The 17,460-nt window shown below is 62.3% G+C and carries 16 protein-coding genes; 13 read left to right on the plus strand and 3 right to left on the minus strand.

The genetic code is table 11. The features are described 5' to 3' along the window. The first annotated feature begins 2 nt into the window (after nucleotides 1-2). The 5 genes from GGQ66_RS17625 to GGQ66_RS17645 are packed head-to-tail and all read left to right on the plus strand — an operon-like array spanning nucleotide 3 to nucleotide 4,648. Nucleotides 3-1,286, plus strand: a complete 1,284-nt coding sequence (locus GGQ66_RS17625; protein WP_183794061.1) for an ABC transporter substrate-binding protein — start codon at nucleotides 3-5, stop codon at nucleotides 1,284-1,286. Between the two features lie 55 nt (nucleotides 1,287-1,341). Continuing rightward, nucleotides 1,342-2,076, plus strand: coding sequence for an ABC transporter ATP-binding protein (locus tag GGQ66_RS17630; protein WP_183794062.1), 735 nt, complete (start codon nucleotides 1,342-1,344; stop codon nucleotides 2,074-2,076). After that, the gene (locus GGQ66_RS17635) at nucleotides 2,069-2,773 is read left to right on the plus strand and encodes an ABC transporter ATP-binding protein (protein WP_183794063.1); all 705 of its coding nucleotides are present in this window, start codon (nucleotides 2,069-2,071) and stop codon (nucleotides 2,771-2,773) included. The genes GGQ66_RS17630 and GGQ66_RS17635 overlap by 8 nt, the downstream gene beginning before the upstream one ends. 4 nt (nucleotides 2,774-2,777) lie before the next feature. Continuing rightward, nucleotides 2,778-3,641: a branched-chain amino acid ABC transporter permease gene (locus GGQ66_RS17640; protein ID WP_183794064.1), complete on the plus strand. Its 864-nt coding sequence runs from the start codon at nucleotides 2,778-2,780 to the stop codon at nucleotides 3,639-3,641. A 5-nt stretch (nucleotides 3,642-3,646) separates the two neighbouring features. Further along, on the plus strand, nucleotides 3,647-4,648 hold the full coding sequence (locus tag GGQ66_RS17645; protein WP_183794065.1) for a branched-chain amino acid ABC transporter permease: 1,002 nt from the start codon (nucleotides 3,647-3,649) through the stop codon (nucleotides 4,646-4,648). 202 nt (nucleotides 4,649-4,850) lie between these two features. On the opposite strand, the gene GGQ66_RS17650 is transcribed toward GGQ66_RS17645, so the two are convergent. From GGQ66_RS17650 to GGQ66_RS17660, 3 genes are all read right to left on the minus strand, one after another. Next, a complete protein-coding gene (locus GGQ66_RS17650) occupies nucleotides 4,851-6,224 on the minus strand; it encodes an aspartate aminotransferase family protein (RefSeq protein ID WP_183794067.1) in 1,374 nt (457 codons plus the stop codon). Continuing rightward, entirely contained in the window at nucleotides 6,221-7,744 is a 1,524-nt protein-coding gene (locus GGQ66_RS17655) for an NAD-dependent succinate-semialdehyde dehydrogenase (RefSeq protein WP_183794068.1), read from the minus strand. Before GGQ66_RS17655 ends, GGQ66_RS17650 begins: the two co-directional genes overlap by 4 nt. 116 nt (nucleotides 7,745-7,860) lie before the next feature. After that, a complete protein-coding gene (locus GGQ66_RS17660) occupies nucleotides 7,861-8,310 on the minus strand; it encodes an Lrp/AsnC family transcriptional regulator (RefSeq protein WP_183794069.1) in 450 nt (149 codons plus the stop codon). 149 nt (nucleotides 8,311-8,459) lie between these two features. Between GGQ66_RS17660 and GGQ66_RS17665 the strand changes: the two genes are divergently transcribed. From GGQ66_RS17665 to GGQ66_RS17700, 8 genes are read left to right on the plus strand one after another with little or no spacing between them, the layout of a single operon-like run. Continuing rightward, the gene (locus GGQ66_RS17665; RefSeq protein WP_183794070.1) at nucleotides 8,460-10,010 is read left to right on the plus strand and encodes an ABC transporter substrate-binding protein; all 1,551 of its coding nucleotides are present in this window, start codon (nucleotides 8,460-8,462) and stop codon (nucleotides 10,008-10,010) included. A 21-nt stretch (nucleotides 10,011-10,031) separates the two neighbouring features. After that, entirely contained in the window at nucleotides 10,032-10,976 is a 945-nt protein-coding gene (locus GGQ66_RS17670; protein ID WP_183794071.1) for an ABC transporter permease, read from the plus strand. Next, nucleotides 10,973-11,788: an ABC transporter permease gene (locus tag GGQ66_RS17675; protein WP_183794072.1), complete on the plus strand. Its 816-nt coding sequence runs from the start codon at nucleotides 10,973-10,975 to the stop codon at nucleotides 11,786-11,788. Before GGQ66_RS17670 ends, GGQ66_RS17675 begins: the two co-directional genes overlap by 4 nt. 4 nt (nucleotides 11,789-11,792) lie before the next feature. Continuing rightward, nucleotides 11,793-13,457, plus strand: a complete 1,665-nt coding sequence (locus tag GGQ66_RS17680; protein ID WP_183794074.1) for a dipeptide ABC transporter ATP-binding protein — start codon at nucleotides 11,793-11,795, stop codon at nucleotides 13,455-13,457. Further along, entirely contained in the window at nucleotides 13,454-15,025 is a 1,572-nt protein-coding gene (locus GGQ66_RS17685; RefSeq protein ID WP_237358975.1) for a serine hydrolase domain-containing protein, read from the plus strand. The genes GGQ66_RS17680 and GGQ66_RS17685 overlap by 4 nt, the downstream gene beginning before the upstream one ends. Next, nucleotides 15,018-15,875: a creatininase family protein gene (locus GGQ66_RS17690; protein ID WP_183794076.1), complete on the plus strand. Its 858-nt coding sequence runs from the start codon at nucleotides 15,018-15,020 to the stop codon at nucleotides 15,873-15,875. The genes GGQ66_RS17685 and GGQ66_RS17690 overlap by 8 nt, the downstream gene beginning before the upstream one ends. Further along, nucleotides 15,872-16,570 carry an RraA family protein gene (locus tag GGQ66_RS17695; RefSeq protein ID WP_183794078.1) on the plus strand — a complete coding sequence of 233 codons (699 nt, stop codon included), beginning with the start codon at nucleotides 15,872-15,874 and terminating at the stop codon, nucleotides 16,568-16,570. The genes GGQ66_RS17690 and GGQ66_RS17695 overlap by 4 nt, the downstream gene beginning before the upstream one ends. After that, nucleotides 16,567-17,445: an N-formylglutamate amidohydrolase gene (locus GGQ66_RS17700; protein WP_183794080.1), complete on the plus strand. Its 879-nt coding sequence runs from the start codon at nucleotides 16,567-16,569 to the stop codon at nucleotides 17,443-17,445. The genes GGQ66_RS17695 and GGQ66_RS17700 overlap by 4 nt, the downstream gene beginning before the upstream one ends. Nucleotides 17,446-17,460 lie beyond the last annotated feature (15 nt).

A 17,460-nucleotide genomic window follows, 5' to 3' on the forward strand; every position in this document is an offset into this window, starting at 1 on the left:
GCATGCGTTTCGTGACTACGGGAACTGGCGGCATCAGCCGCCGAACCTTCATGCGGGCCGCCGGCACGGCACTGGCAGCCCCGGCCATCCTGCACATGACCCGGGCCTACGCGGCAACGCCGACCATCAAGGTCGGTCACGTCAGCCCGACAACCGGCCCGTTGGCAGGCTTCGCGGAAGCCAACGACTATATTCTGAAGGGTATCGCCAAATCGCTGTCGTCGATCGACAATAACGGCAAGTCCTGGACGGTGGAAATCATTTCCAAGGATAGCCAGTCGAACCCGAACCGCGCTGCGGAAGTGGCCGCCGACCTTATCCTGAAGGACGAGGTCGACATTATCGTCGCAGCCTCGACGCCCGATACCGTCAATCCGGTTTCAGATCAGGCCGAGGTCAATGGCATGCCCTGCATTACCACGGACTGCCCTTGGCAGCCCTATTTCTTCGGCCGCAACGGCAAGCCGGATCAGGGCTTCGAATCCACCTACCACTTCTTCTGGGGGCTTGAGGATGTGATCGCCTCCTTCCTCGCGCTGTGGGACCATCCGGGCGTGGCCAAAAAGGTCGGCGGGCTGTTTCCCAACGATGCCGATGGCAATGCCTGGGGCGACCCGGAACGCGGTTTCCCCAAGCCGCTCAAGGATGCAGGCTACACGCTGAGCGACACGGGTCGATACCAGCCGATGTCCGATGATTTTTCGGCGCAGATTTCCGCATTCAAGGCAGCGGGTGTGGAAATCGTCGCCGGCAACATGATCCCGCCCGACTTCGCCACTTTCTGGAGCCAGGCCGGGCAGCAAGGCCTGAAGCCCCGCATCGTCACCATTGGTAAAGCGCTCCTCTTCCCGTCCGTCATCGCCTCGCTCGGCGAACGGGGGATCGGCCTTTCCTCTGAAATCTGGTGGTCACCCAACCATCCTTACGCCTCCAGCCTGACCGGTGAAACGTCGCGGCAACTGGCCGAGGGCTATCAGAACGCCACGTCCAGGCCGTGGACACAGCCAATCGGCTTCAAGCACGCGCTGTTCGAAGTCGTCGCTGACGTCGTCCGTCGCGCCGACGACCTTGACGATCCCGCGGCCATTATCGAGGCGATCCGTGCAACAGCGATGAAGACAATCGTCGGCCCGGTCGACTGGTCCAGGGGACCGGTCAAGAACGTGACAAAGACACCGCTGGTCGCCGGCCAGTGGCAGAGCACTGGCGGCAAGGCAGAACTCATCATCACCACCAACAAGACCGCGCCCGACATTCCGGTCGGCGGCGAACTGAAGCTCCTTTGACCCCCGCACCCTGGGCCGTCCGGCTATTCGGACGGCTCCTATCGGAGACCTGGGAATGACGATCATTACACTGGACAGGGTCAGCAAGCGCTACGGCGCCCTGCAGGTGACCGACGCGGTATCATTGGCCCTCGAACGCGGGTCGGCTCTCGGCATCATCGGCCCCAACGGAGCCGGCAAGACCACGTTGTTCAATCTCATTGCCGGAACGACGCTTGCCGACAGCGGCACGATCCGGTTCGACGGCGAAGATGTGACGCGCATGCCGGCGCGGCGCCGGTGCCATCGGGGCATTGGCCGCTCGTTCCAGATTCCGCACCCCTTCGTGGGCATGACGACCTATGAAAACGTGCTGGTGGGTGCCACCTTCGGCGGCCGCCTTTCCGAGCGCGACGCCGCTGCAAAGGCCGTGGACGTGCTGGAACTCACTGGCCTTGCACGAAAAGCCAATGTTCTGGCCGGGCAGTTGACGCTTCTCGAACGCAAACGCCTGGAGATGGCCCGCGCACTGGCAAGCTCGCCCAGGCTTCTGTTGCTGGACGAGATCGCCGGCGGGCTGACGGAGCCCGAATGCGCCGAACTGGTGGATGCGATCCGCAACGTGCGCGCGCAGGGTGTGTCGATCATCTGGATCGAACACGTCGTGCATGCCCTTCTCGCCGTCGTCGACCGGATCGCCGTGATCGATTTCGGCCGCAAGATTGCCGAGGGCGAGCCGGCGGCGACCATGGCAAGCCCGGAGGTCGCGGCAATCTACATGGGCATGGAGAGCGAGGCGGCACATGGCTGAGGTTCTTCTCTCCACCCACGGGCTCAAGGCCGGTTATGGTGATTTCCAGGCGCTGTTCGGCATGGACGTCGCGCTCAATCGAGGCGAGGTTCTGGCACTGATCGGCGCCAACGGCGCTGGCAAGAGCACGCTTCTGAAAGCAATGACAGGGCTTGTCCGATGTCAGCCTGACATGGTTCGCTTCAAGGGAGAGCCGATCGGTGGTCAGCGGCCGGATCGCATTGCACGCCATGGCATTGCCATGGTTCCGGAAGGGCGTCGGCTGTTCCGTTCGCTGACGGTCGAGGAAAACCTCGTGATCGGCGGAGAGCGGGCCCGGAAGGGAGCATGGACGCTGGAACGTATCTACGCCCTTTTCCCAATCCTGAATGAGCGGCGAAAAAATCCGGGAACGGCGCTTTCCGGCGGCCAGCAGCAGATGGTGGCGATCGGGCGCGCCCTGATGGCAAATCCGGAGGTGATCCTGTTCGACGAAATTTCCCTCGGGCTGGCGCCCGTGGTGATCAAGGACATCTACGCCGCGCTACCCGCCATCGTCGAAAGTGGCATCTCGGCCATTCTTGTCGAGCAGGACGTGTCGCGGGCGCTCGCTGTCTCCAACCGTTTCGCCTGCGTTCAGGAAGGGAAGGTTTCCCTTGCCGGCACGCCATCCCAATTCAGCAGGGCCGAAATCACGGCCGCCTATTTCGGAACCTGAAACCATGGACTGGATCAACGCAATCGTGCAGGGCGTCCTGCTCGGCGGGCTTTATGCGCTGTTTGCGGCCGGCCTGTCGCTCATTTTCGGCGTCATGCGGCTGGTCAACATCGCCCATGGCGACCTGATCGTACTCGCCGCCTATGTAGCGCTTGTGGTCGTTGAAGCCACGGGCCTGCATCCTTTGCTTTCCGCCATTCTGGTCGTGCCGGTCATGGCGGCGATCGGCTATGGCATGCAGCGTTTCCTGCTGAACCCCACCATCGGCAAGGACCTGCTTTCGCCGCTGCTCGTCACCTTCGGCATTTCCGTCATCCTGCAGAACGGATTACTGATCGGCTTTACCGCCGATAGCCGGCGGCTGAGCGCGGGCGCGCTCGAGACCGCGAGTTTCGAACCGGTAACCGGTCTCACTCTCGGCGTCCTGCCGCTCGCCATGTTCATCATGTCGGTTCTGGTGATCTTCCTGCTGGACCATGTGTTCTTTCACACGCGCCTCGGCCGCGCATTCCGCGCGACCTCCGACGATGGCGAGATCGCACAACTGATGATGATCGACCGCCGGCACATATTCGCCATGGCAATGGCGCTGTCGCTCGGCGTCGTCGCCATTGCCGGCATTTTCCTGGCGATCCGCACCAATTTCGATCCGTCCTCCGGTCCGACGCGACTGATCTTCGGGTTCGAGGCCGTGATCATCGGCGGGCTCGGCAATCTGTGGGGCACGCTTGCAGGCGGCATCGTTCTTGGCGTCGCGCAAGCCATCGGCGCCCAGATATCGCCCGGCTGGCAGATCCTCGCCGGCCACATCGTTTTCTTCCTCGTTCTCGCCGTCAGTCCGCGCGGCCTGTTTCCGAAAATGGATTGACCGCCATGAGCTTCCGTATCGAACGCTTCACCCCCGCCAGCCGCGCTACCGCCATCGTCGCGCTCATTGCCCTGGCTTTTCTCGTGGCCGCGCCATGGCTCACAGGCCGCGCCAACATCCGTCTTCTCGGCGAGATGTTCTCATTTCTGGCGCTTGCAAGCCTGTGGAACCTGCTTGCTGGCTATTGCGGGCTGGTTTCCGTCGGCCAGCAGGCTTTCGTCGGCTTTGGCGGCTACATGCTTTTTGCGCTCGCCATCTTCTTGGGTTTCGACCCCCTGCTGGCCATTCCCGTGGCGGGTCTTCTCGGCGCCGTGCTCGCCATCCCGGTCGGCACGCTTCTGTTCCGGCTGCAGGGCGCCTATTTCGCGATTGGCAGTTGGGTGTTTGCGGAGGTGCTTCGACTGTCCTTCGCACAGGTTTCCTCGCTCGGTGGCGGTTCCGGGGCCAGCCTGCCGACATCGGTCGTCACCGGCATCGCATCGAACCGCGAATGGCGGGAAATCCTGATCTACTGGACCGGGCTCGCACTCGCGGTCGCCGTCCTTCTCATCGTCATCGCCCTGTTGCGCTCAAAGCTTGGGCTGGCGCTCACCGGCCTGCGCGACAGCGAAATCGCCTCGGAAAGCCTCGGCGTCAATTCCTGGCTCACCAAGATGACAGTGTATGTCAGTGTCGCCGGCCTGACGACGATGATCGGTTCATTCATTTTCCTGCAAAAGTTGCGCATCTCGCCCGACGCCGCCTTTAGCGTCAACGACTGGACGGCCTACGTCATTTTCATCGCGGTCATCGGCGGGATTGGCACCATCGAGGGACCGATCATCGGCACCATCATCTTCTTCCTGCTGCGAGAAACCCTGGCCGATCTCGGCACGACCTACCTGCTGGTTCTGGGAGCGCTCGCCATCCTCGTCATGCTGAAAGCGCCCAGAGGCGTCTGGGGGCTCATCAGCGAAAGGAGCAGGATCTCACTGGTGCCTGTGCGCCGGCAGGTTCGGTTCGATTGAGTCAGCGAGTGTTTGATTGGCTGACAGCCCTGAAATGAAACAAGCGACAAATCCGCTTGCGCAAGTTTCATCGCCCCATGACCGCCATCCGCGAATGGATCGGGCACCCGCAGGACATCGGCTTGCTCGTGCCTGACGCTGCCGATCGACGCCCTCTCCCGAAAACTATGACATGATAATCAGGGAGAGGGTGAGTGTCGGCCTATCCAAGGACCTGGCGTATGGCGTGAAGGGTGGCGGCTACGATCTGATCGGCTTCTTCACGAGAGAGGCAAAGCGGCGGAGCAAAGCCGATAATATCGCCCTGCGGCATGGCACGGGCAATCACGCCCTGCTCCAACATGGCGGCGACGACGGCCGGGCCGACCTTGCGTGCCGGATCGAAGAAGCGGCGATCGTCGCGGTCCTCGACCAGTTCGACGGCGGCCATCAGCCCCTCCCCTCGCACGTCGCCGACGTGAATATGATCGCCCAGCGCCTGGTCAAGCGCTGCGCGGAACCAAGCTCCCGTTACGCGCACATTGTCCACCAAAGCCAGTTCGTCGATCAGTTCGAGATTGGCGATACCGGCGGCTGCGCAAATCGGATGGGCTGAGTAGGTCCAGCCATGGCCGATCGGCCCCAGCCTGTCGGAACCTTCCACCAGCACATTCCACATCTTTTCGCTGACGATGCTGCCGGAGAGCGGCGCATAGGCTGAGGTCAGCCCCTTGGCAATGGTAATCAGGTCCGGCTCGATACCGTAATGATCGGAGCCGAACATCGTGCCAAGGCGGCCGAAACCGGTAATGACCTCATCGGCGACGAGCAGAATGTCGTATTTGCGCAGCACCGCCTGAATGGCCCGCCAGTAACCCTGCGGCGGCGGAACGATCCCGCCCGTGCCGAGGATCGGCTCTCCGACGAAAGCCGCTATCGTATCCGCTCCTTCGGCCAGAATCAGGTCTTCGAGCTTTTCGGCGCAATGGGCGGAAAAAGCCTCCTCGCTCATGCTGCGGTCGGCGCGGCGGAAGTAATAGGGCGCTTCGGTGTGCAGGATGGGGCTGCGCGGCAGGTCGAAATTCTTCTGGAAGGCTTCGAGGCCAGTCAGGCTGCCGGTCATGATGCCCGAGCCGTGATAGCCACGCCAACGCGAGATGATCTTCTTCTTTTCCGGACGTCCGAGAATATTGTTGTAGAACCAGATCAGCTTGATGTTGGTTTCGTTGGCGTCGGAGCCGGACAGGCCGAAATAGACGCGGCTCATGTTGGCCGGCGCGCGCTCGATGATCATGCGTGCCAGCGTGATTGACGCTTCCGTGCTGTGGCCCGCATAGGCATGATAATAGGCGAGCGAGCGGGCCTGCTCCGCAATGGCATCGGCAATCTTCTGGCGTCCATAACCAACATTGACGCAATAAAGCCCGCCGAACGCATCCAGACTGCGTCGCCCTGCGGTGTCCGTGATGTAGACACCCTCGCCGCTGGCGATGGTGCGGGCCGGGCTTTCACCGCGCGCATGGGCTCCCATGGCGGTGGAGGGATGGAAGAAATGATTGCGGTCCCAGGCGGTGAGATCGTTGCGGCGGTCGGTCATGCGTCTTTCCTTTCCTGGCCTTCGGTATCGGCCGTGTCGATGCAGAGATATTTGAGTTCGGTGAAGGCCTCGAGGCCGTGGCGGGACCCTTCGCGGCCGAGGCCCGATTGCTTCCAACCGCCAAACGGCACCGGCCCACCGGTGATTTTCACCCGGTTGATGGCAACCATGCCGAATTGCAATGCGCGGCCCATGCGCCATTGCCGACGACCATTTTCGGTCACGACATAGGCGACAAGGCCATAAGCCGTGTCGTTGGCTCGGCGGATCACCTCCTCCTCGGTGTCGAAGACGGTGACAGCGGCGACAGGGCCGAAGGTTTCCTCGCGCATGATCACGGCTTCATCCGGCACACCGGCCAGAAGCGTCGGCGTGAAGAATAGCGGTCCTGCTGGGTGGCGTGTGCCGCCCGTCAGGCAGCGGGCACCCAGAGCGAGCGCGTTTGCCACCTGTGCTTCCACCTTGGCGATGGCGCGCTCATGCATAAGCGGGCCGATCTGCGTGGTCTCGTTCAAACCCGGTCCGACACGCAGGGCCGCGATCCGCGCGGAAAAACGTTCGAGAAAGGCGCCTTGGATGGAACGGTGGACAAAAATCCTGTTCGCCGCCAGGCAATCCTGACCGGAGGTCGCAAACTTTGCGTTCATGGCAATCTCTACGGCCCGGTCGGGATCGGCATCGCCGAACACGATCAGCGGAGCATGCCCACCCAGTTCCAGCACAAGCCGCTTCATGGAAGGCACACAGCGCGTGGCGACCAGCCGGCCGATCGACGTCGACCCGGTGAAACTCATAGCGCCGATACGCACATCGTCGCATAGCGCACCGACGATTTCGGGAGAGGCACCCGTCAGCACGTTCAGGACGCCGGCAGGCATCCCCGCCCGCTCTGCTAGTTCCACCAGCGCCAGCGCCGAGAGCGGCGTTTCGCCAGAAGGATGCGCGACGACGGTGCAGCCTGCGGCCAGCGCCGCCGAAGCCTTGCGGGTCAGCATCGCTGCGGGAAAATTCCACGGGGTCACGAGGGCGGCAACGCCGATCGCCTCGCGTCGCACCGCCATTTCAACGCCCGGCAGGTGGGAGGTGATGCTTTCGACATTCAGGCGGCGGCCTTCCTCGGCATACCATTCGGGAAAGGAGGCGGCATAGTCGATTTCGCCAAGCGCCTCCGCCATCGGCTTGCCCTGCTCCAGCACCATAATGCGGGCGAGATCGGCCTGATTTTCACGAATGAGCGCCGCCCATCGCCGCAGGATGGCGCCACGTTCATCCGGCAGCATGGCCAGCCAGACGGGGAAAGCTGCGTCCGCCGCCGAAATCGCTGCGTCCACGCCCTGCGGACCAATGGCGGTAACGCGGGCAACAGGCTGCCCCGTGGCCGGGTCGAAAACGGCGAAATCCTTCTCACCGGCAATCCAGCGACCGTTGCAATAGGATAGCTCCCGCAACAGGCCGTGGTCGTTCAGACTGTCGAGAGCGGCGTGCCGCCGCGCGGGGCGGCGTGTCAGGGCCTCGTTCATGGGGTTCTGTCCTCGGCTGCTTGTCGAAACAGCCTTGAGCATCGCAGAACCAGACCGGCCAAACGGACCAAAGACAGAACCTACCGGGTCCGTTCGGGCTGAATTCGAGGGGGCATCTAGTCCAAACGGTCTTTGACGGCGCGGGTCACGATATAGGTGAAATAGCGCTGGATACCGACTTCCATCGCCAGAAGCCGGTCCACGAGCCGCTGATAGCTATCGATGGTTTCGACTTCGACGGTGAGGAAATAATCCACACCGCCGCCAACCGCCCAACAGGACACCACTTCCGGCACGGCCTCCACCGCCGCTTCAAACCGCTTGAAATCGGCATGGCGATGGCTGGCAAGCGTCACCTCCATCAGGACGCGCACGCCAGCGGCCCGTTTGGGCTGCACGACACGCGCGTGATAACCGGTGATGACGCCGTTGGCTTCCAGCCGTTTCAGTCGCGCCCAAGCGGGTGTCGCCGAAAGACCGACCGCTTCGGCAAGCGCCTGTTTCGTCATGCGGCCGTTGCGCTTCATGGCCTCAATGATGCGCAAGTCTATGGAATCGAGTTTCAAACCGGTCTCCGCAGGCTGCGCGCCAAATCGGTGCGACCAGCCCTATCAATGATCTAACTGCCTTCATAATGCACACAGAAGCAGACTTGACTATGATTTTCATATATGAAATGTATTTTGCATCATTATAAAACATTGAGGGCGAACAAATGACATTTCCGAGGACTCTCTGGCGTGCTTTCATCTCTTCCATCGCCATCGGCCTTCCCGGGTTGGCGGCCGCCAACACCCTGACGGTCCAGATCACCGCCGACATTCGCAGTTCCCAGCCCGGCATCAATCGTGATGCGGGCACCGATTCCGTCATGCTCAATGTCGTGGAAGGGCTGGTGGCTGCTGGCGAAAAGGGCGAAATCCGCCCCATGCTGGCGAAAAGCTGGAGTATCTCACCGGACGGCCGAACCTACACGTTCACACTGCGCGAGGGCGTGAAGTTTCACAACGGGGAGACGATGACGGCCGACGACGTCGTGTTCAGTCTTCAAAAGCTGATCGGACATCCCGAATTCAGTTGCAAGACGTTCTTCGACGGCAGCCGCGATGCAAAGGTTGAAAGCATCGCAGCATCCGGCCCCGACACGGTCGTCATAACCCTCGACCGGCCCGACGCCATGCTACTGAACTACATGGCGCAATCCCAGTGTGGTTCCACCGGCATCGTCCACCGCGCCTCCTTCAATGACGACGGCAGTTGGAAAGCGCCGATCGCCACCGGCCCCTTCACCTTCGGCGAGTGGAAGCGGGGAGAAGGGCTGACGCTGCGCAAGTTTGCCGACTATTCCATTACGGGCGACAAGCCGGATGGTTATGGCGGGCGTAAGGACGTACTCGTCGATGCGGTAAAATATGTCGTGGTGCCGGATACGGCCACGGCGGTTGCCGGTCTTCGCAGCGGTGCGCTCGACGTTTTGCCCTACCTTCCGCCGGGCGAAGCTGCCAAACTGAAGGACGACAAGGCCTTTACCGTGGTCGCCGCGCCGCATGGCGGGCTGGTGACCATGCTGTTCCAGACGGGCGATCCGCTGATGTCAAATATCGCCATGCGCCGCGCCGTCATCGCCGCGCTCGATACGCCGCAGATCGTTGATGCCGTGACCTACGGCCTCGGCGTGCCAAACAATTCCCTCGTCGCATCGGGCTCGTTCTACCACACCGCCGCACAGGACAAGGGATATCTGCACGACCCCGCTGCCGTTCCCGCACTCCTGAAGGCCGCCGGCTACAAGGGCGAGAAGATCAACATCCTGACCAACAGGCGCTCTGCGATCAATTACGACACAGCCGTCATTGCACAGGCCATGCTGCAATCGGCAGGCATCAATGCCGATATCGAGGTGCTGGAATGGGCCAGCCAGCTCGACCGTTTCAACAGCGGCAAATATCAGATCATGGCTTTCAACTATTCCAACCGAACGGATCCGGCGCTGGCCTATCAGACGGTGGTTGGCTCCAAGGCCAAAAAAGCGAATGCCATCTGGGATGATCAGGAAGTCAGCGCCCTCGTCAACACTGCGCTTCAGGAAGCCGATCCGGCCAGGCGACAGGCGATCTTCGATGACCTCCACGCCCGCTTCCTCGATCAAGTACCGCTGGTGATGCTCGCGAATGGCCTCGATGTCGGCGTCTCCGGCCCGAAGGTGAAGGGCTATCGAACCTGGCAGGGTTTTGCCCGTTTCTGGGGCGTCGAGCGCAGCGAATAAACCCACTGCCGGATATTGATCATGCTGAAGTTTGCCTTCACCCGATTGCTCTCGGCAATCCCGACCCTGTTCATCGTCTCCGTGGCGGTGTTTGGACTCATCCGTCTCATTCCGGGCGATCCAGCCAGTCTGATGCTGGGCGATCTGGCCGATGCGGATGCCCTCGCGGCAGCCCGCAAGGCCATGGGGCTGGACCAACCCGTGCCGGTTCAGTTCGCGATCTGGCTTGGCAATGTGGTGCAGGGCGATCTCGGCCGCTCGGTGCTGAACGGCCAGCCGGTGCTCGATCTCGTTTGGCACCGGTTCACAACCAGTGCGCAGATGGTGCTAATCGCCGTCGGCCTGTCCGTCCTCCTCGCGGTTCCGCTTGGCATGGCTGCGGCCTGGCGGCAAAACAGCAGCCTCGACCTCGCCATTGTGGCGATGTCGACCCTACTTCTGTCCATCCCCACCTTCTGGCTGGGGTTGATGATCCTGCTGGCCTTTGGCCTGAAGCTCGGCTGGTTGCCGGTGCTGGGCTACGTGTCTGTGGCGGATAACCCCATTTCCGGCATCATCTACCTCGTCATGCCGGTCATGACGCTGGTGCTGCACGAAGTCGGCATCATCGTGCGCATGGCACGGGCCTCGACCCTCGACGTGCTGCGGCTGGATTACATAACCCATGCCCGCGCCAAGGGGCTGAGCGAAAGCGCGGTGCTGATGCGCCACGCTGCCCGTAACGCCTTCGGCCCCACCTGGACGCTGATCGGTCTTATTCTCGGCAATCTTCTCGGCGGCGTTGCAGTGGTCGAAACCGTTTTCACCATTCCCGGCCTCGGGCGGCTGATCGTGGATTCCATCTATGCCCGCGACTACGCCGTGGTGCAGGGCTGCCTGCTTTTCGTGGCGCTCACCTATCTCTTCGTCAACCTGCTTGTTGACCTTCTCTATCCCCTGTTCGATCCGAGAGTGACCGCGGAATGAAACGTCATCAACGAAACCGCATCATCGGTGGTGCACTTCTCATCTGCTTTGTCAGTGCCGCCCTTCTCGGCCGTGTGTGGACGCCCTTCGACCCCATGCGGATCGATCTGCGTTCGAAGCTGCAAGCGCCGGGTGCGGTCCACTGGCTGGGCACTGACGAATTCGGCCGCGATGTGCTGTCCCGCCTCATGGCGGCAGCCGGCACCAGCGTTTCAATCAGCCTGACCACGGTGGCCCTTGCGGTGCTGGCCGGCGTAACGCTTGGTGTTCTGGCCGGCTATGCCCGCGGCTGGACCGACCGCATCATCATGGCGCTCAACAATGCGATGCTTGCCTTTCCCAGCATGTTGCTGGCGCTGGCATTGCTCTCCATCACCGGCGCAAACATCTACGGCATTATTCTGGCACTCGGCCTGGCCTATACCCCGTCGATCGTGCGTGTGGTGCGCGGCTCGGTCCTCTCGCTGCGCGAACGCGAATTCATCGAAGCCTCCCGCGTCATGGGCAATTCGCCCGCCTACACCATGGCTCGCCATATCCTGCCCAACTGCCTGGGACCGGTAATTGTTCTCGCCACCTCCATGTTCGGTTCGGTGCTGTTGACGGAAAGCGCGCTGAGCTTCCTCGGCCTTGGCGTTCCCCCGCCGGCGCCCACATGGGGCAACATGCTGGCCAGCGCCCGGCCCCACATTGCGGAGGCCATGTGGCTCGGCATTTTCCCCGGCCTGTGCATTTCGCTTTCGCTGCTCGGCATCAATCTTTTCGGCGATGCCATTCGCGACCGGTTCGATCCCCGTATGAGAGGATTGTAATGTGATGAACCCGCCTCTTATCGAAGTCGATGGTCTTTGCCTGTCCGTCAATGGCGTTCCAGACCATTCCATCGTCCGTGATGTATCCTTCCGGGTCAATGCGGGCGAGATCGTCGGCATTGTCGGCGAAAGCGGTTCCGGCAAGACAATGGTGGCGCGAAGCCTCATGGGGCTCCAGCCGCCAGCCATCACCATTTCCGGTGGCGATATCCGCTTCGAAGGTCGCTCCGTACCGGCCATGACGGGAAAGGAGCTTCGCGCCCTGCGCGGCGCACGGCTCGGCATGGTTTTCCAGGAACCCATGACCTCGCTCAACCCCTCGATGACCATCGGCGAGCAGCTCGATGAACCGCTGAAACTGCATGCGCAACTGGATGCGAACGCTCGCCGGGCCCGCATCCTGGACATTCTTCTGAGGGTCGGCATCCGCGATGTGCAAGGCGCTCTTTCCGCCTTCCCGCACCAGTTTTCCGGCGGCATGCGCCAGCGCATCATGCTGGCCTCGACCATGCTGCTGAAGCCCGCCCTGCTGATTGCGGATGAACCCACGACGGCGCTCGACGCGCTCGTCCAGCGTGAAGTGCTGGAATTGATGCTGGAGATGGTGCGCGGCGAAAACACCGCGCTTCTCATGATCAGCCACGATCTGCCGATGGTAGCGCGTTACTGCGACCGCATCATCGTCATGCGGCAGGGTGTGGTGGTGGAAGAGGGACCGGTTGACGAAATCATCTCGCGGCCCCGCGAAGACTACACCCGCGAACTCCTGCACTCCATGCCCGTCCGGGGCGCAAACCGCACGATTGACCGGGCGGTCGATCCGGTGATCGAAGTGCGTGACCTTGAGGTGGAGTATCGCCAGAAAGCTGGCCTTCTGGCCCCCAAAACCATGAGGAAGGCGCTACACGGCATCAGTATCGGCGTGTGGCCCGGCGAAATCGTGGCTCTTGTCGGGGCGTCCGGATCAGGCAAGACGACGCTCGGCCGCTGTATTGCCGGGCTGGTTCCCGCATCCTCCGGCCGCATTGCGTTCACCGGCAGCGAAGTGAAGCCGGACGAACCGATCTGGCGCGATTACCGCCAGAATTGCCAGATGATCTTTCAGGACCCCTTCGGTTCGCTGGACCCGCGCATGAAGATCAGCGACATCGTTGAAGAAGCGCTGCGCCATGACCGACAGGCGACGAAATCCGCAAAACAGGAGCGCGTTCGCACGGTTCTGGAGGAAGTGGGGCTCGGCGAACGTTATCTGGATCGCTATCCGCATGAACTCTCCGGCGGCCAGCGCCAGCGGGTCGCCATTGCGCGCGCCGTGGTCGGCCGTCCGAAGTTCGTGATTGCTGACGAGGCAGTCTCCGCACTCGACGTCACCGTCAGGGCGAAAGTGCTGGAACTGCTCGCCGATCTGCAACGCCGTTACGGCTTTTCCTGCCTGTTCATCAGCCATGACCTCGGCGTGGTCGAACAACTGGCCGATCGCGTCGTCGTCATGCGCGATGGCGCAATCGTTGAAGAAGGTGACCGCGATGCGATCTTCGACACCCCTCAATCCGACTACACCCGCGCGCTGCTGTCGGCCATTCCGACGCTCACACGCACGGAGACCGGTGTTTCGCTGACCTGGCGTTTCGCGCAGGACGGTAACGCGACGGCAGAAACAAGGGCATGAACAACATGACGACACCCAACGACCTGCCCCGCGCCACACCTGAAGCGCTGGGCACGGACCCGGCCATCCTGCTGGCCATGCTGGATGACATCGAGCGGCAGGATATTGAACTTCACAGTCTTCTGATCTGGCAGGACGGCGCGTTGATCGCCGATGCCTACTGGGCGCCCTACACCGCCGCGCGTCCGCATATGATGCACTCCGTCACCAAAAGCTTCACCTCCATGGCCGTGGGACTTGCGGTAGCCGATGGCCTGCTTTCGGTCGATGACCACGTACTTGGCTTCTTTCCCGAATATGCCGATCCCGTGGATGACAATCTGAGAGCGATGAAGGTGCGCCATCTGCTGACCATGACCAGCGGTCATGCGCGGGGTATTTCCGGCGGGTCCTGGCGACGCATCCGTTCGAGCTGGACCGAGGATTTCCTGCGCCAGCCGACGCCCCATCGCCCAGGCGAGGTTTTCGTCTATGACAGCGCCGCAAGCTACATGCTGTCGGCCATCGTGCAACGCGCCAGCGGCCGTATGATCCGCGATTATCTTCAGGAGCGCATCTTCACGCCCATGGGAATGTCAGCGGATTTGACGTGGGACACAGGGCCGGATGGTGTCAATACCGGCGGCAACGGCCTGAGTTGCACGACACAGGACATGCTGAAACTCGGCATTCTTCATCTCCAGCATGGCGAATGGGAGGGGCGGCAACTCCTGCCGCGCTCATGGGTTCGTGAAGCCACGGGCATGCAGGTACGCGATGTCGTGCTCGGCGTCTTCACCGGCGACCACTATCTCGGACCCGAGGAAATTGAGGGAGGCGCACCGGCGAGCCGACGGGAGGGCTACGGCTATCAGTGGTGGCGTGGCCCGCATAACAGCTTTTCCGCCAATGGTCTCTTTGGCCAGTATTGCATCGTTCTGCCTGACCAAAAGACGGTCGTTGCCTTCACCGGCGGACTGGACGACAGCGATCGCCGTGTTCATTCGCTGATTTATGACGGGCTGCGCCCGGCACTTGGAGCCGGCGTGAACCCAGCTTCCGGCAGTGGTGAAGTATTGCGGTCGCGTCTGGCCAGACTGCGGCTGAAGACCCGCCCGGGCCTTGGTCGCCTCGATCCCGCGCACAGGTCGTATCATGGCACCTGGCGCATGGCCGAAAACGATCAGGGCGTCCGTCGTATCGCAATCCGGCAGGAGGGTAACGCCCTGCACTTCATCCTGGAGGACGGGCATGGCGAACATGAAGTGGTGGCCGGCTTCGGCTGCTTCCTCGAAACGGTAACGACCATGCCGGGGGCGCGGCTGCACCACTCCTACCAGCCCGAAACCGGGTTGCGCATCGTCGCCTGCGCCCGCTGGCTGCCCGAGCAGCCGGGAGAGACAACGCTGGAGATGGACTGGATTTTCGTTGAAACCGCGTTTCGCGATACCGTGCGGCTGCATTTTAACGAAGACGGGGTGCGCATGTCGCGCGCGGTGAACGTCAACTCCTCCGAGCTTTCCCTGCCGGACCTCATGGGTAAACGCGAGGTTGCGACGAAAAAGCGACGGGAGAAGGAACATGGCTGATCAAAACCCTCGACCAGACGGCCGGACCTTTTCAATTGCCCACATGACCCATGAAGCCTTCGCACGCCGCATGGAGAAGCCGGCCGTCATCCTCATTCCCCTCGCCTCTCAGGAAGAGCAGGGGCCCCACGCGCCGATGGGCGATTTCATGCTGACGCAACGACTTGCGGAACTGAGCGCGGAAGCCGGCGACGGCCTGTCCGCGCCCGTTCTGCCATTCGGCCATGCGGAATTCTTTCGCGCCATGGCGGGTGGCATCCAGCTTCGCGCCACCACCTTCACCGCCGTTCTCGAGGACATATTGACCTCGTTTCTGGATCACGGTCACAACCGGCTTCTGATTTTCAACGGACACACGACCAATGCTCCGCTGATTGATCAGGTGTGTCGCAAGCTCAGGCGGGAACAGGGCGTTCTCATTCCCTCGCTCAACATCTGGCAATGCGTGCCCGACAGTCTATGGACATCGCTTTACGGCGAAGAGGCCGGCCGGGTTCGCGGCCATGGTGGCGAGCCGATGACCTCCGTCTACATGCACTTGTTTCCCGGCCTCGTGAACGCGAAAGCGATACGCTCCCCCGCGCCGCGCGGCACCGTCTTTGGCATGCCCATCGGCGGCGTGTCAGGCAGCCGTTTCGAAGGATTGCCCGTGCAGATCCCGCTCGACTGCACGGAGGTGGATCCGGCTGGCATGCTCGGCGGACTGGCATCGCTTGCCAGCGCGGAAAAGGGGCAGGCAATCACAAACCACATCGTCGACCACACCGCGCGGCTTATCCGGCATCTCTCGCGTTTCGACCCGCAGGATGCGCTTCGCTCCGGTCCTATCCCGCAGGGAGACAAGTCATGACCGAACTTCGCATTGCCCCTCTGCCGCAGCCGGCTCCGGCGGATGTCATCGCCGCTTTGCAACAGATCGAGACAGCCAGCATCGGTCATCTTCGTCACACCGGTTTCATGGATGGCGGTATTCAGGCCATTGATCCCCGGCAAAAGGCGCGGGCGGGCGTGGCCGTGACGCTTGCCTTGCCGGCCATGTGTTCGACGCTGCTGCATTACGCGCTCAGCCATCTGCGTCCCGGCGACATGCTGGTGATCGACCGTCTGGGTGACCGTCGCCACGCCTGCCTCGGCGGCGCGGTTGCCCGGGCGGCGCGAATGGCCGGGATTGCCGGTGTGATTATCGATGGTCCCTGCACGGATGTCGCGGAAATTCTGGCCGAGGGCGTACCGGTCTGGTGCCGCGGCGTATCGTCCGTCACTACACGTCAACTCGATCTCGGCGGCACATTCAACCGCCCTGTGGCCTGCGGCGGCGTGCCTGTTCTGCCGGGCGATGTCGTGCTGGGAGACGCGTCGGGTGTCGTGGTGCTGCCGGTCGACGAAGCCGCCGGGATTGCCTCGACCTGCATTGCCCGCGAGGCGCGTGTCGCCCGCACGATGGAACGGCTTCTGGCCGGCGAGAAGCTGGGCGACATAACGCGTGCCGTCGACAGGATAACGGCCCGCCTGCAACAGGCCGACAAGGAGGAGCCCAAGGCATGAAGACAATTCTCGATGCGTTGAGGGACGAAACCATCGACGGGGTGCTGTCCGTGATCGCGCCGCGCGGCGCTTTGGTGCCCATGGTGTTCGACAGCCCCCACAGCGGTCTGGACCTGCCAGCCGATTTCAACCCTGCCGTTTCCGCCGAACGGGTGCGGGTGGCAGCCGACACCCATGTGGATGACCTGTTTTCCAGCGCCCCGACGGTTGGCGCACCGCTTCTGAAGGCCCATTTTCCGCGCAGCTTTCTGGACGTCAACCGCTCGCTGCTCGACATGGACCCGCAACTCGTGGACGGCCCATGGCCTCACCCGCTGAGAGATAGTCCGACTGCAAAGCGCGGCATGGGGCTGATGTGGCGTTTCGCCTGGGGTGATGAGCCGATGTATTCGGACCCCATGAGTGTAATCGAGGCCGAGACGCGCATTGGACGATACTGGTATCCCTATCACGCGAGGCTGGCCAGCCTTCTCAATACCGTCTACGCACGCTTTGGCAGGGTCTATCACCTCAACTGCCATTCCATGACCGCGGTCGGCCACGCCATTTCATCCGACCCGGCCGGCACGGTCCGGGCCGATATATGCCTTGGCGATCTGCACGGAAGTTCGGCCTCGAAGGAATTCGTGGCCGTAATCGCGCAAACGCTGCAGGCCGAGGGGCTGGATGTGGCCTTCAACAAGCCGTTCCGCGGCGCAGAACTGGTCACCGCCTATTCAAACCCGGCGCATGGCCGCCACAGCGTCCAATTCGAAATCAACCGCAAGCTCTACATGGACGAGACCACGCGCGAGCGGACGGCGGACTATGACGCGCTGAAGCAGGTGCTGACGCGCATGAACCAGACGCTGGCCGACTACGCCAGCCAGCAATGAAGCCTGAAACGAAGA

This window comes from Allorhizobium borbori (assembly GCF_014196535.1).
Taxonomy (GTDB): domain Bacteria; phylum Pseudomonadota; class Alphaproteobacteria; order Rhizobiales; family Rhizobiaceae; genus Ectorhizobium; species Ectorhizobium borbori.